Source organism: Streptomyces sp. NPDC051104 (genome assembly GCF_040682835.1).
In the GTDB taxonomy this organism is placed as follows: Bacteria; Actinomycetota; Actinomycetes; order Streptomycetales; family Streptomycetaceae; genus Streptomyces; species Streptomyces cynarae.
Window position 1 is genome coordinate 26,746 of sequence record NZ_JBFBBS010000005.1, and the last position, 14,145, is coordinate 40,890.

10 protein-coding genes and 2 pseudogenes are annotated in these 14,145 nt (G+C 71.9%); 3 read left to right on the forward strand and 9 right to left on the reverse strand.

The window, feature by feature from the left end; genetic code table 11:
* Positions 1-281 (reverse strand): annotated as a pseudogene (locus AB0N14_RS09905) (hypothetical protein); the annotation flags it as partial.
* Between the two features lie 55 nt (positions 282-336).
* Here AB0N14_RS09905 and AB0N14_RS09910 point away from each other — a divergent pair.
* From AB0N14_RS09910 to AB0N14_RS09920, 3 genes are all read left to right on the forward strand, one after another.
* On the forward strand, positions 337-708 hold the full coding sequence (locus AB0N14_RS09910; RefSeq protein WP_366025392.1) for a phage holin family protein: 372 nt from the start codon (positions 337-339) through the stop codon (positions 706-708).
* A complete protein-coding gene (locus AB0N14_RS09915; RefSeq protein ID WP_366025175.1) occupies positions 705-1,238 on the forward strand; it encodes a DUF3618 domain-containing protein in 534 nt (177 codons plus the stop codon). The genes AB0N14_RS09910 and AB0N14_RS09915 overlap by 4 nt, the downstream gene beginning before the upstream one ends.
* Before the next feature lie 288 nt (positions 1,239-1,526).
* Positions 1,527-3,593, forward strand: a complete 2,067-nt coding sequence (locus tag AB0N14_RS09920) for a SpoIIE family protein phosphatase (protein ID WP_366025176.1) — start codon at positions 1,527-1,529, stop codon at positions 3,591-3,593.
* A 209-nt stretch (positions 3,594-3,802) separates the two neighbouring features.
* Here AB0N14_RS09920 and AB0N14_RS09925 read toward each other — a convergent pair whose 3' ends face one another.
* From AB0N14_RS09925 to AB0N14_RS09960, 8 genes and pseudogenes are all read right to left on the reverse strand, one after another.
* Complete coding sequence (locus tag AB0N14_RS09925; protein ID WP_366025177.1) at positions 3,803-5,809, reverse strand: beta-galactosidase; 2,007 nt, start codon at positions 5,807-5,809, stop codon at positions 3,803-3,805.
* Positions 5,806-7,269: a glycoside hydrolase family 36 protein gene (locus tag AB0N14_RS09930; protein ID WP_366025178.1), complete on the reverse strand. Its 1,464-nt coding sequence runs from the start codon at positions 7,267-7,269 to the stop codon at positions 5,806-5,808. Before AB0N14_RS09930 ends, AB0N14_RS09925 begins: the two co-directional genes overlap by 4 nt.
* 29 nt (positions 7,270-7,298) lie before the next feature.
* Positions 7,299-8,192, reverse strand: a complete 894-nt coding sequence (locus AB0N14_RS09935; RefSeq protein WP_366025179.1) for a carbohydrate ABC transporter permease — start codon at positions 8,190-8,192, stop codon at positions 7,299-7,301.
* Entirely contained in the window at positions 8,189-9,178 is a 990-nt protein-coding gene (locus AB0N14_RS09940; RefSeq protein ID WP_366025180.1) for a sugar ABC transporter permease, read from the reverse strand. The genes AB0N14_RS09935 and AB0N14_RS09940 overlap by 4 nt, the downstream gene beginning before the upstream one ends.
* Positions 9,175-10,488, reverse strand: a complete 1,314-nt coding sequence (locus AB0N14_RS09945; protein ID WP_366025181.1) for an ABC transporter substrate-binding protein — start codon at positions 10,486-10,488, stop codon at positions 9,175-9,177. The genes AB0N14_RS09940 and AB0N14_RS09945 overlap by 4 nt, the downstream gene beginning before the upstream one ends.
* A gap of 273 nt (positions 10,489-10,761) precedes the next feature.
* The gene (locus AB0N14_RS09950; RefSeq protein ID WP_366025182.1) at positions 10,762-12,759 is read right to left on the reverse strand and encodes a copper resistance protein CopC; all 1,998 of its coding nucleotides are present in this window, start codon (positions 12,757-12,759) and stop codon (positions 10,762-10,764) included.
* A 144-nt stretch (positions 12,760-12,903) separates the two neighbouring features.
* Positions 12,904-13,678: pseudogene (locus AB0N14_RS09955) on the reverse strand (glucose 1-dehydrogenase).
* The gene (locus tag AB0N14_RS09960) at positions 13,666-14,145 is read right to left on the reverse strand and encodes a cupin domain-containing protein (RefSeq protein WP_366025183.1); all 480 of its coding nucleotides are present in this window, start codon (positions 14,143-14,145) and stop codon (positions 13,666-13,668) included. The pseudogene AB0N14_RS09955 and the gene AB0N14_RS09960 overlap by 13 nt, the downstream one beginning before the upstream one ends.

The following is a 14,145-nucleotide window of genomic DNA, read 5'->3' on the forward strand; positions in this document are numbered from 1 at the left end:
CCGGGATGGTGCGAGGCGGACGACGGCTCGTCGGCGTGACCGGGATGGTGCGAGGCGGACGACGGCTCGTCGGCGTGACCGGGATGGTGCGAGGCGGACGACGGCTCGTCGGCGTGACCGGGATGGTGCGAGGCGGGCGACGGCTCGTCGGCGTGGCTGAGTTGGGCGCCCTGAAACGGGCGGATCGGGGTACTCGCGAGCGCACCGGACGGTCGGGGCGCCAGGGCGCCGGCCGATCGCAGGAACCGATACGGATGGGTGGTGATCTCCGTGACGAGCACGCAGCCGCACTACGCCGGACGCGACCACAGCGTGAACCGCTCCGGTCAGGAGCCGGTGAGTGAGCTGGTGCAGCGGGCCTCGCAGCAGTTGACGGAGTTGGTGCGCGGCGAACTGAGGCTGGCGCAGGCCGAGATGAAGGAGAAGGGCAAGCGCTACGGCAAGGGCGGCGGGCTGTTCGGCGGCGCCGGAGTCGTGGGCCTGCTCACTCTGCAGGCCCTGGTGGCCACGGTCATCGCGGCCCTGGCGGTGCCGCTGCCGGTGTGGGCTGCCGCCCTGATCGTCACCGCGGCGCTGGGCGTCATCGCCGCGGTCCTGGCCGTGACCGGGAAGAAGCAGGTCGGCCGGGCCGCGCCGCCCACGCCCGAGCAGACGATCGAGAACGTGAAGGCCGACCTGGCCGAGATCAAGGAGAGTGCGCACCGATGAGCAAGCCGACTCACGAGGAGCGGACCGCCACGGGCACGGAGGAACTGCGCGTACAGCTCGAGCACAGCCGGGAGGAGCTGGGGCAGACGGTGGGGGCGCTGGTGGCCAAAACCGACGTCAAGGCGCGCGCCCAGGAGAAGGCGGCAGAGGTGAAGGAACAGGCCGCGGCCAAGGCGGCCGAGGTGAAGGAACAGGCCGCGGCCAAGGCGGCCGAGGTGAAGGAACAGGCCGCGGCCAAGGCCATCGAGCTGAAGGCCAAGGCCGCCGGCGTCGCGCATCAGGTGCAGGACAAGCTGCCCGACACGGTCAGGGACAAGGCCGCCCTGGCTGTCGGCGAGGCCCGCGCGCAGGCGTCACGGGCCGGGCGGGTGTGGGAGGAGAAGGCGCCCGAGCCGTTGCGGCAGAAGGCGGCCCAGGGGGCTCGGGCGGCACGGGACAAGCGCACCGTGCTGCTGGTGGCCGCCGCCGGCGCCGTGACGCTGTGGCTGGCCCGACGCCGCACAAGCCGTGGCGGGGGCGCCCGCTCGTGATCGTCCGCGGTCGGCCCACGGGGGAGCCGGGTCGCTCAGGCCCTGTCGTCACCGGTGGGACGGGGATGCGTCGCGCGCCGGGTGGCGGTCGGGGCCGGGCGGCAGGAACACGACCCCGCGCCCCGAAGCCGCGCCCGGCGCGGTTCCCGGCTGCGGCTGCCCTCGGCTTCCCCGGCTGTCCAGGTCACCCGCCCAGGGGCAGCATGGAGATACCGGAAGCCTGATTCAGGCGTGGAGCGATGGCGGTACAGGGCGCCATACCGCGCCGGCAGGCGGAGGGAGGTCCCGATGTCAGCCGAACCCTTCCAGGTGGACGGCGACGAGTCCGGCCCCGGGCGCCCCCGGCGGACCGGCCTGCTGGACGTGCTCAGCGTCGCCGCGGTGGTGCTGGACGAGGATGGGCGCATTGTGTTCTGGAGCCCGCAGGCCCAGGAATTGTTCGGCTACACCCCGAAGGAGGCGCTCGGGCAGTTCGCGGCGCGGCTGCTGGTCCACCCGGAGCACTTCCAGACCGTGCTGAGTCTCTTCACCGAGGTCATGCAGACCGGCCGGAGCTGGGCCGGTGCCTTCCCCATCCGGCACAAGGACGGCGACACCCGGCTGATGGAGTTCCGCAACATGCGGTTGTGGAACGACCGCGGGGAGATCTACGCCCTGGGGATCGCCGCCGACCACACCATCCTCCAGCGTCTGGAGACCGACCTGGCGCTGTGCGAGCGGCTGGTCAACCAGTCCCCCATCGGCCTCGCCCTCATGGACCCCGACCTGTGCTACCTCCTGGTGAACCCCGCCCTGGAGCGCATCGACGGCATCCCCGCCGAGGAGCACATCGGCCGGCACCTGCGGGACACCGTGCCCTTCGCCGACGTCGACACCATCGAGTCCGCCCTGCACCAGGTGCTGGCCACCGGCACCCCGCTCCTGGACCAGTACCACGTGGGCCGTACCCCCGCCGACCCCGACCACGACCATGCCTGGTCCCTCTCCTTCTACCGCCTCGAGGACCCCGGCGGACGCGTGCTCGGCGCCGCCACCTCGGTCGTCGACGTCACCGAGCGGCACCGCGCGGCCACCGAGGCGGACCGGGCCCGGCGGCGCCTCGCCCTCATCGCCGACGCCTCCGCCCGCGTGGGCAACACCCTGGAGGTGGAGCAGACCGCCCGCGAGCTGGCCGAGGTCGCCGCGCCCGAGCTGGCCGACGTGGTCGCCGTGGACGTCCTGGACTCCGCCCTCGCCTTCCGCCGTACCGGCAAACTGGACAGCGGCCCGGAGCTGTTCCGCGCCCTGGCCCTCAAGGCGGCCCATCCCACCGTGGCCCTGCGCGCAGCCGACTCCCCCGGCGACCTCGCCGCCTACGACGGCGACCGGCTGGTCACCCTGTGCGTGCACACCGGTCGGCCGGTCCTGGTGCGCCACGTGGGCGAGCACGATCTGCAGCGCATCGCCCGCGACCCCGAGGGCACCACGCTGCTGGCGCGCGCCGGGGTCCACTCCTACCTCGCGGTGCCGCTGATCGCGCGCGGCGAGGTGCTCGGCGCCCTCGACCTCAAGCGCACCCGCAACCCGCTGCCGTTCGACGAGGACGACGTCATCCTGGCCACCGAGCTGGCCGGCCGGGCCGCCGTGGCCATCGACAACGCCCGCTGGTACCAGAGCGTCCGCAACACCGCCCTCACCCTGCAGCGCAGTCTGCTGCCCGACCACGCCCCGCACCACACCGGCCTGGACCTCGCCACCCGCTACCAGCCCGCCCAGACCACCAGCGAGGTCGGCGGCGACTGGTACGACGTCATCCCGCTGACCGGCGACAAGACCGCGCTGGTCGTCGGCGACGTCATGGGCAACGGCATCGACGCCGCCGCCACCATGGGCCGGCTGCGCACCGCGACCTGCGCCTACGCGGACCTCGACCTCGCCCCCGAGGTGGTGCTCCAGCACCTCGACAAGATCACCTGCGATCTGGAGCACTACATCGTCACCTGCCTGTACGCGGTGTACGACCCCCACCGGAAGCTGTGCAGCATCGCCAACGCGGGACACCTGCCGCCCGCGCTGGCCCGCGCCGGCCGTGCACCGGCCCTGCTGGACCTGCCCAGCGGGGCCCCGCTCGGCGTCGGCGGCATCCCCTTCGAGACCGCCACCACCGACCTGGGCCCCGGAGACCTGCTGGTCCTGTACACGGACGGCCTGGTCGAGACCCGCCACCACTCCATCGACGACCGCCTGAACATGCTGCTCGCCCTCCTCGACCAGCCCCAGCGGTCCCTGGAGGAGACCTGCGACGTCCTGCTGCACGGCCTGCGCCACCCCGACGACCACGACGACGTCGCCCTCCTCGTCGCCCGCGCCCAGTAGGGGCACCGCGGATCGGCCGAACGGTCGAGGGGGCCCGCTCACGCTCACCCCCTCGGGAACGCCGACCTCATGGCCGAGGCGGCCGCCCGGGGCCGCGGGCGAGGGTGGAGCCACTTCCTCCCCGCAGCCCTCAGGAGGCGGACTGAGACAGAGGCGGACTGAGACATGGGAAAGGGGCCCCGGCCGACACGGCCCCTTCCACGGTCGCGTCACGGTCGCCGGGGCTCCCGCACGACCGCCACCTCGCCCGGCTCGACCGTCACCGAGCCGGGCGCCGGCTTGCCCGTCAGCAGCTCCACCGCGTCCTCGGCGACGGTCACCCGCGCGCCGCGGCCCGTATGGTCGATGACGAACAGGTAGTCCGCGGACGGACCCCGCCGCCGGACGACCTCCACGCCCTCCGGGGCGATCCGCACCGGCTCCACGCCCGCCTCGCTGCGGATACGGGCCAGCAGGGAGTCGAGGGTGTGCGGGTCGGGCCGGGTCGCCAGGTACCAGGCGGTGCCCTCGCCGTGGGCGTGGCGCGTCACCGCGGGCACACCCTTCAAGGGGCCCTCCTCGTACGACGACACGGCCTCGGCACCCTCCAGGCGCAGCCGCTCCGACCACAGGGTCGCCGTCCCGCCGGCGCTCAGCGGCACCGACTCGTCCGGCAGCAGCGGGAACAGCTCGTCCGACCTGACGCCCAGCGCCTCACGGAAGGCCCCGGGGTAACCGCCCAGCCGGACATGGCAGTTCTCGTCCACCGCCCCGCTGTGGAAGCCCACCGCGAGGGTTCCGCCGCGCTCCGCGAACCCGGTGAGGTTCGCCGCGCCCGCGTCGTCGACCAGGTAGAGGCTGGGCGCCAGGACCAGGCGGTACGGCGACAGGTCCGCGTCGGGACGGACGAAGTCGACGGCGACGCCCGCGCGCCACATCGGCTCGTACCAGGCGCGGACCAGCTCCTCGAAGCGGACTTCGGCGCTGGGCTGGGAGGGGAGTTCCAGGGCCCAGCGGGCGTTGTAGTCCCAGACGATCGCGACCTCGGCGGTGCCGGTGCTGCCGCGCACCTCCGCGAGTGCCTTCAGGTCGGCGCCGAGGCGGACCACGTCCTGCCAGATCCGAGTGTCCGTGCCCGCGTGCGGCAGCATCGCCGAGTGCCACTGCTCGGCGCCCGCCTTCGAGGCCCGCCACTGGAAGTAGGCGAGGCCGTCGGCGCCGTGGGCGACGTGCGCGAGGGCGTTGCGGCGCAGCTCGCCAGGGCCCTTGGCGCGGTTGACGGGCTGCCAGTTCACGGCTCCCGTGGAGTGCTCCATCAGGAACCAGGGCCCGCCCGCCATCGAGCGCATCAGGTCACCGCTCATCGCGATGTCGATGTGCGACTCCGGGTCCGTCGAGCGGGGGTAGTGATCGTTCGAGACGACGTCCAGCTCCGGGGCCCAGCGCCAGTAGTCCAGCGCCTCGAAGCTGAAGTTCACCATGAAGTTGCTGGTGGCCGGGATCGAGGGGGCCGACGCGCGCAGCACGTCCCGCTCCGCCGTGTACAGCCCCAGCAGCTCGCCGGAGCAGAAGCGGCGCCAGTCCAGCCGGTGGGTCGGGTTGGGGACGGCGCCCGTCGCGCGCGGGGGCAGGATCTCGTCCCAGTCGTAGTACCACTGGCTCCAGAAGGCGGTGCCCCAGGCGTGGTTGAGCGCCGCCAGGTCGTCGCCGTACTTGGCGCGCAGCCAGCCCCTGAAGGACGCCGCGCTCGTGTCGCAGTAGCACTCGGCGTTGTGGCAGCCGTATTCGTTGTGGACGTGCCACATCGCGACGGCCGGGTGGTCGGCGTACCGCTCGGCCAGCTTGCCCGCGATGCGCAGAGCCGCCTCCCGGTAGGCGGGGCTGGACGGGCAGAAGGTCTGCCGGCTGCCGTAGGACAGGGTGCGGCCGTCGCGGTCGACGGGCAGCGCTTCGGGGTGAGCCCGGAAGAACCAGGCCGGCGGGGCCGCGGTGGGCGTGGCGAGGTCGGCGGCGATGCCGTTCTCGTGCAGCAGATCGAGGATCCGGTCCATGCGCGAGAAGTCGTACACGCCCTCGACGGGCTCCAGCAGCGCCCAGGAGAAGATGCCGACGCTGACCATCGTGACCCCGGCCTCGCGCATCAGGCGCATGTCCTCGGCCCAGACCTCCTCGGGCCACTGCTCGGGGTTGTAGTCGCCGCCGTAGGCGATGCCGGGTACGGACAAGGTGCGCTTCATCGGGCGCCTCCCGTGAGGAGACGGCGGGTCGTGGCCACGCCCCACGCGTCCAGGGACAGCAGACGGTCGCTGGAGGCCATCAGGCCCCCGGTGGTCTCGACATGGGCGGCCCAGCGTTCGCGGGTCTCCACGGCCGGGCGCGCCATCAGGCAGTCGGGGTCGTTGATCCAGAGGCGGCCGTGCTGCCACTGGCGCGCCCGGCCGGTGAACTCGGCGGCGTCCTGCCCGGGCTGGCTGAAGTCGTCCGCCTCAGGGCGGCGGTGCGGGGCCGTGTCGGGGCTGACCCGCATCGCGTCGAACAGGCCGATGGACGGCAGGATCGGCGCGCCGCAGCCCAGCAGGTACGCGTCCGGGCCGATGGCGTCGCGGATCAGGGCGATGCCCGCCCGGTAGGCCGTCAGCGGGTCGGCACCGGAGTGCCGTACGCCGTCCAGGGCGCCCGCGTAGAGGAAGTCGACCTTGAAGTAGTCGTAGCCCTCGCTGCGCAGGGTGGTGAAGACGTGCGTCAGGTACGCCGCCGCATCCGGGTGGGTGGTGTCCAGGGTGTACAGGTCGTGGCCCCAGTTGTGGCCCGCGTGCACGGGCGCACCCTCGGCGTCCCGGACCAGCCAGTCGGGGTGGGCCGTGGCCGGCTCGCGGTCCGGGGCGACCAGGAACGGCGCCGTCCAGAGGCCGGCCCTGCGTCCCCGCGCCCGGATCGTGTCGGCGATGCCGGCACGGGAGCGGAAGCGGCCGGAGAGGGTGAGCCAGTCACCGAGGGCGCTCTGGTGGCCGTCGTCGATCTGGACCACGTCGACGGGCAGGTCCAGGGTGTCCATCGCCCGCAGGTTCTCGTGGATGTCGTCCTCGGTGACCTCGGTGAAGTACTCGGCCGCGGTGGACAGGTCGGTCAGGCCGAGTTCGGCCAGCTCGTCGGCGTCCCCGCCCAGCGCCAGCGCGCGGTTGGCGGCCGTGAGGCTGCTGACCTCGTGGCCGAACTCGTCGTGGTCGGTGGCGGTGATGGAGCCGCCGGGTGTGGCGGACCAGGAGCACCACACGGTCGGCGCGGGGCGCGGCGGCGCCACGCCGAGACCGTCGGCCCACTCGGCGAGGACGGACCGGATGTCCGGGCCGGTCAGCTCACGGACCGGCCCGTCCGCGCTCACCTCGGCCCGGTCGCCGTGCACCTCCAGCCGGATGGAGGGCACGGTGCGGTACGGGTCGGTCGCCGCCCACAACCTGGCCGGCGTGCCGTCGCCCGGGTCGAGCGCCAGCAGCCCCTCGCCCTGGAAGGCGCCTGCGGGGACGGTGCGGCCGGGGCGGTAGCAGACGGTCGCCCAGTTGTCGTTCGCCGGGCGGTGCGGCTTCTCACCGAGGGCGTAGGCGCCGCTCGGGCTCCAGGACTGCCAGCCCTCCTCGTGGACCCGCGCACGGGCGACGTCCACGGGGACGGAGGCGAGCGGCGTGAAGGGGTGGTGCACAGCGCGTCTCTTCTCGGAAAAAGGGTCGGTCAGCCCTTGTTGGCGCCCAGGGTCAGGCCGCTGACGAACTGGCGCTGGAGCACGAAGTACACGATCAGCGTGGGGATCGCGGTGAGCAGGGCGCCGGCGGCGACCAGGTTGGGGTCGGTGAAGTACTGCCCGGACAGGTTGTTCAGCGCCGAGGTGATCGGCATGTTGTCGCCGGTGGAGATCAGCACGATGGCCCAGAAGAAGTCGTTGTAGATCCAGATGGACAGCAACGTCGCCAGGGCCGCCATCGCGGGCTTGCACAGCGGCAGCACGATCTGCCGGTACATCCGCCACACCGACGCGCCGTCGACCAGCGCGGCCTCGGTCAGCTCGTGCGGCAGCATCCGCATGTAGTTGCTCAGCACGAAGGCGCAGAAGCCGGACTGGAACGCCACGTGGATGAGGACCAGACCCAGCGCGGAGTCGTACAGCTTGCCGCTGACCGTGATGCCGGGCAGGTCGATCAGCAGGTACATGCGGTACAGCGGGGTGATGATGACCTGCTGCGGCAGCAGGTTGCCCGCCGTGAAGACCAGCAGCAGGAAGATGTTGAACCGGAAGTCGAAGCGGCTGACGTAGAACGCGACCATCGACGACAGCAGCAGCGTCAGCAGCACGGCCGGGACCGCGATGATCAGCGTGTTGCCGAAGTAGTGCATCATGTCGGACTGCTCGAACGCGTTCGTGAAGTTGTCGAGGCTGAGCTTGTCCGGCCAGGAGACGTAGCCCTTGGCGCTGGTTTCCGAGTACGGCCGCAGGGCCGCGAACACCGCCCACAGCAGCGGGGCGAGCCAGGCCAGCGCGGTGACGACGAGGAACACGTGCAGCAGGACCCTCGCCGGGCGAAGGGGGGTGCGCTGCTTGGCAGCGAGCGCGACGGTGGGGGTGCTCATGCGCGCCGCTCCTTCCGGAAGGTCGCGATCAGGTACGGGATGATGACCGCGAGGGAGATGACCAGCAGGACGACGGCGATCGCGGAGCCGTATCCGATCCGGCTGGACTCACCGATGATGTTGTTGGTGATCAGGATCGACAGCAGCTCGGTGCCCTGAGCGCCCTTGTTGAAGACGAACACCAGGTCGAAGGCGCGCAGGGCCTCGATGATGGTGACGACCAGGACGACGGTGTTGGTGGGCCGCAGCGTCGGGAATATGACGTTCTTGAACGTCTGCCACTCGTTCGCGCCGTCCAGCGCGGATGCCTCCCGCAGGGACGGGTCGACACCCTTCAGACCGGCCAGGTACAGGATCATCATGTAGCCGGTGTGCCGCCAGGACGCGGCGACCAGGACGGCCCACAGGTTGAGGTGCGGGTTGCCGATCCAGTCGATGTAGTGGCCGGGCTTGTTGGCCCCGATGAGGCTGTTGATCAGGCCGGTGTCGGGGTTGTAGACGAGCTGCCAGACGAACCCGGTGACCGCCAGCGACACCACGACCGGCAGGAAGAACGCGGTCTGGTAGATGCGGGTGAAGCGGATCTTCTTGTCCAGCTGCACGGCCAGGAAGAGCCCGAACGGGGTCGGGATCAGGATGAGCACGACGAACCAGATGATGTTGTGCTCGACGGCCGGCCAGAACTGCGGGTTGTCGGTGAACAGTTGCTTGAAGTTCTGCAGCCCGACCCACTTGATCGAGTCGAACCCGATGCCGTCCCAGGTGGTGAAGGCCAGCGCGACGGAGGCGAGGGCCGTGACCCACACCAGCGCGACGTGCAGGATCGTGGGAACGCCCGCCATCAGACCCAGGGTGACGCGGTCGCGGCGGGTGAGCAGGCGGTTGTGCCCCTGCGGGGCGCGCTTGGTCTTCTTCTGGGCGTGCGCGCCGCCCGGAGGCGGCACTTCGGCCGCCTCCGGGTTCTGGATGCCGGTTTCGATGCTCATGAGGACGCGAAGATCGTATTCTTCTGGCGCTCGATGGACGACAGGATGCTGTCCACGCCCTTGGGGTTACGGACGAAGTTCTGCAGCGCGGGCTGCATCACCGTGGAGGTGAAGTCCGGGCGGCTGTCGCGGTCCATGAACTGCGTCAGGTTCTTGGCGCCCGAGATCATCGTGTACGCCTTCTTCTGCAGCGCCGTGTACGAGGAGGTGTCGGCCTTGCTGGAGGCGGCCACCACGCTCGGGTCGGACTTGAGGTAGATCGCCTCGGCCTCCGGGGTGCCCAGGTACTCGAGCAGCTTCACGGCGCCCGCGTGGTTCTTCGGGCTCTTGCTGAGCATGAACCCGTCGGTCGGCGCCTCGACGGTCTCCTGGCCGTACGCGGAGTTGATCTCCGGGAAGGCGAAGAAGTCGAGGTCGTCCACGTCGGCCTTGTTGGTGAACTGCTGTGCCACGAAGGACCCCAGCAGGTACATGCCCGCCTTCTTCGACACCAGCGTCTGCGCGGCGTCCTGCCAGGTGCGGCCCACGGCGCCGTCCTGGTGGTAGGGCAGCAGCTCGGTCCAGTGGTCGAAGACGGCCTTCACCTTCGCGTCGGTCCACGACTCCTTGCCCGCCATCAGGGACTTGTGGAAGTCGTAGCCGTTGAGGCGGAAGTTGATCTGGTCGAAGGTGCCCATCGCGGGCCAGGCGTCCTTGTCACCGAAGGCGATCGGGACCAGGTTGTCCTTCTTCATCTGCTTGCACAGGACCACGAGTTCGTCCCACGTGGTGGGGACCTGGTAGCCGTGCTGCTGGAAGACGCTCTTGCGGTAGAAGATCGCCCACGGGTACGTGTACAGCGGCACGAAGTAGTACTTGCCGTCCGCGCCCTTGCTGAGCTGCTTCATCGCGTCGGGGAAGTTCCCGCCGATGGTCTGCCACACGTCGTCGATCGGCGAGGCGAGACCCTTGGCCGCGAAGAACTGCATGCGGTAGCCGGCGAACCAGGTGAACACGTCGTCCGGCGTGCCCTGCAGGTAGGAGTTGATCTGCTCCTGGAACGTGTTGTGGTCCTTGGTGTTCACCGCGACCTTGATGCCGTCCTTCTTCTGGAAGGCCGCGTAGATGTCGGCGAACGCCTTCTTCGGCACCGCGTCCGAGGAGTTGGAGCCCAGGGTGACGGTCTTCGAGTCACCACCCGAGCCACTGCTGCCGGCGCAGGCGCTCAGCAGCGGAACGGCCGCGCTCAGCGCCGCGGCGCCGCCTATCCCCCGCAGCAGGGTGCGGCGGCTCGGACCGGGAAGGGACAGACCGGAGGGTGAGTGATGCATTGACGGCTCCTGGGGGCAGTGGGTCCCGGCTGGCTCCGATCGAGGCGGGTCAGAAACGATCAGAATCCAACTCGACCAAACATCGTGGGCGTCATAAGACGCGAATGTCCGCTCACACGTCAAGAGCCGCCGGGGGCCGTTTTTGAAACGTGACCGACACGTCCTTGATCGGTAGCGCTTACACGGGGCCACCTCAAGGACGGCTTCTGGCAAAGAAAGTAAACAGGTTCAGACAGCACCTATGGGCGGGCCGCAGCGGAGCCGGTGGTTCCGCTAGCCGATCCGCACCGTCGTCGAGACCGTGACCTGGTCGATGTCGCTCGTGCGGACCGTCGCCCTCATCGTCCACCGGCCCGGCAGCGGGAGGTTGAGGGTGTCGGTGGCCCAGTAGCCGCCCCGGTCGGTGAGCCTGGCGTCGAGCGGGCCGACGTCGCGGCCCTCGAGCGTGAAGGTGAGCCGTAGTTCGGGGACCGTCGCGATGCCGCCGTCGGGCCCGAAGATCAGCGCCTGGACGCCGTTCTCACCCACGCGGCCGGGCGTCAGCTCGATCTGCACCTTGCCGTGCCCGCCAGGGGTGCCCACGTCGAAGGGGATCACCGTGGCGGAGCCGAGGGGCTGTTCGGCGGCGGCTGTCGACGCCGCCGCCCCCTCGGCCGCCCGGCCCGGCTGGGTCCCGGTGAGCAGGGTGGTGAGCGCGAGGACGACGAGCCCGAGGGAGATCTCGGCGAGCACGGAGCGGCGCAGAGCCCGGAGATGGGGCGCGGGAGCGCCGTCTCCCGGCGCGGGACCCGTCGGTGCGTCCTGAGGGTCCGTGTCCGTCCGTACGTCCAAGGCGCCCCGTACGCCCCGTACATGCGAGGCGCCCTGTACGCGCGCGGGATCCCGTACGTGCGCGGCGTCGGCATCCTGTACGTGCGCGGCGTCGGCACCCCGTACGTGTGCGGCGTCGGCACCCCGTACGTGCGCGGCGTAGGCGTCCTCCGAGGCGGCGCCCACCGTCTCCCGCACCCGCCCGGGCGGCGCCGGAACCTCCGCCGCCGCCGGAACCGCGAGCCGTGCCGTGAAGCGGCGGGAGCAGGCCGCCGCCGGGAGCAGCAGGGCGACCCCGGCCAGCTTGGCGACGAGCAGCCTGCCGTACGGCGTCGAGGTGAGCGCGTCGAGGGAGCCGAGGCCCCGCCAGGACTGGTAGGCACCGGTGGCGGCCAGGACGGCGACCGCGGCGAACGCCAGCCGCGAGAAGCGGGCGACCGCGGGGGCGGGCAGTTCCCCGGGCGTCCGTTGCACCACCGTCACCAGGGCCGCGAGCCCGCCCAGCCACACCGCCATCGCCAGCAGGTGCAGCACGGCCGAGGTCATCGCGAGCGGCACCTGGATCCCGGCGGACGCGTGCTCCGCCACCGCCCAGGTCAGGGCCAGCGCGAGCGACAGAAGGCTCACGATCGCGAACCGGAGCCGGCCGGAACCCGCCGGGCCACGCCCGTCGGCTCGTGCGCGCAGCACCCCGGCCCGCGCCGCGACCGGTGCCGCCACCGCCAGCAGCGCCACCCGCACGAGCAGCGCGAGGCCGGGGCGGCTCGTCGCCGTCTCCCGCAGCACCGTGAGGTCGAAGGCCGCCGCCGGGCCGCTGCCGCGCTCGTACGGCCCCCGGAGCGGCAGCAGGGCGAGCGTGGCCGCGAGCAGCGTCCACCAACCGCCAACGAGCAGGCCGCGCGGCGCCGCCACGCCGGTGACCATGGCGAACGCGGTGGCGCCGAGCAGCAGCGCGAGACCGCCGTAGGCGATGTAGCGGGCCGTGTTGTACAGCGCCGTGGAGGCGGCGTCCTGGGCCTCGTCGTCCGGCAGGGCGGCCGTGGTGGCCGAGCGCCGGCCGACGGAGAAGGTGAGCGCGCCGGACACCGGGTGGCTGTCGGCCGACACCACCCGCCAGGCCACGATGTACGTGCCCTGCTTCAGGTCCGGCAGCGTGACCCGTGCCGTGTCCGAGCGGCCGTCCGCGTGTTCCTGTTCGTCGGTGTGAACCCGGCGGTTCTCCGGATCGAACACCCGGATGGAGTTGTCCAGCAGGCCGACCGACTCGGTGAAGGTCAGGGTGACCGCCTTCGGTGCCGTCTTCAGCACACTGCCGTCCACCGGGTCGGCGCCCTTCAGCGCGGCGTGCGCGGAGGCCGAACCGGCCCCCGCGAGGAGCAGCAGGGGGGCGACGAGCAGGACCAGGGCGAGGTGCCGCAGCCGCCTCCCACGCCGGTCCGCGCCCCGACTCCCTCCGTCCACACGTCCTCCGTCCACGTCACGTCTCCCGTATCCGCCGGTTCCGGGTCTCGGTTACGTACGGACGCGGCGCGCCCTGTTCTCATCGGCGGGCGGTGCAATCCCGGCCGCCGAAGGCCGAGTCGCCCATCATCTCCGGGAGCAGTGTCACCAGGTGGGCCGGGCCGACACTCCGCCGTCCACCACCAGGTCGTGGCCCGTGATCCAGGAGGCGAGGGGCGAGGCCAGGAACACACAGGCGTCCCCGATGTCCTCCGGGCGCCCCAACCGGCCGGAGGGCGCCGCCCGTTGCCGGCGGCGCACCCCTTCCGGCCAGTCCTCCGCGAGGCCCGGACGGTCGACGAGGCCGGGGGAGACGGTGTTGACGCGGATGCCGAGCGGCCCGTACTCGAGGGCCGCCGAGCGCGCGTACATCACGACGGCCGCCTTGGAGGCGCAGTAGTGGACGTGCAACGGGGCCGGATGCGTGGCCTCGACGGAGGCGATGTGGGTGACGGTGCCGCCGCCCGCGCCGCGCATCACCTCCACGGCCGCCTGCGTGCACGCGAACACGCCCGTGTGGTTGGCGTCGACCACGGCCCGCCACTCGCCGGCCGTCATCCCGGCCGGCTCCTGCACCGGCTGCACCCCCGCGTTGTTGACCAGCGCCGTCAGCCGCCCGCCGCCCCACTCGGCGGCCTCGGCCACCAGGCGCCGGCACTCCTCCTCGACGGTCAGGTCCGCCCGGAGCACGACCGCCCGGCCCCCCCGCGTCCCGGATGCGGGCGGCCACCTCGCGCGCCGCCCCGACCGACGTACGGCAGTGGACGGCGACCGCGGCGCCCTCCTCGGCGAACCGCAGCGCGATCCCGCACCCGATGCCGCCGCCCGCCCCCGTCACCAGGGCCACCTGCCCTTCCAGCAGCCCGCTCACAGCCGGCACAGCTCCGCGATCCGGGCCGCCTCGGCCGGGTAGCGCGCGGTGAGTTCGGCCGCGTCGCCGTGCTCGTACGCCTCGTCCGTGAAGCCAGGCGCCATCGTGCACCCGAAGAGCGTCCACGACCCGCCCGCGGCGACCCGGCCGCCCATCCAGGTGCCCGCCTCCACGGTGAACTGCACGTGCTGGCCGCCGAGGACGTCCGGTCCGAGTACGGCCGTGCGGGCGCCGCCGTCCGGGGCGAGGAGCAGCAGTTCCAGCGGATCGCCGAGGTAGTAGTGCCAGACCTCGTCGGCCGGGAGGCGGTGCAGGGCCGAGTAGCCGTCGGGGGCGGCGGTCAGCAGGGCCACGATGGCGGTGCCCTCCGGCCGCCCGTCCGCCCGGGCCGGTCCCGTCCAGGTCCTGCGGAACAGCCCGCCCTCACGCGGGATGGGCTCCAGTCCGTAGTGGGCGATGAGATCGTCAGGGGTCAC

Coding starts and splice junctions, on each gene's coding strand:
- AB0N14_RS09915 (WP_366025175.1), top strand. CDS start 705: ATGAGCAAGCCGACTCACGAGGAGCGGACCGCCACGGGCACGGAGGAA.
- AB0N14_RS09920 (WP_366025176.1), top strand. CDS start 1,527: ATGTCAGCCGAACCCTTCCAGGTGGACGGCGACGAGTCCGGCCCCGGG.
- AB0N14_RS09925 (WP_366025177.1), bottom strand. CDS start 5,809: ATGAAGCGCACCTTGTCCGTACCCGGCATCGCCTACGGCGGCGACTAC.
- AB0N14_RS09935 (WP_366025179.1), bottom strand. CDS start 8,192: ATGAGCACCCCCACCGTCGCGCTCGCTGCCAAGCAGCGCACCCCCCTT.
- AB0N14_RS09940 (WP_366025180.1), bottom strand. CDS start 9,178: ATGAGCATCGAAACCGGCATCCAGAACCCGGAGGCGGCCGAAGTGCCG.
- AB0N14_RS09945 (WP_366025181.1), bottom strand. CDS start 10,488: ATGCATCACTCACCCTCCGGTCTGTCCCTTCCCGGTCCGAGCCGCCGC.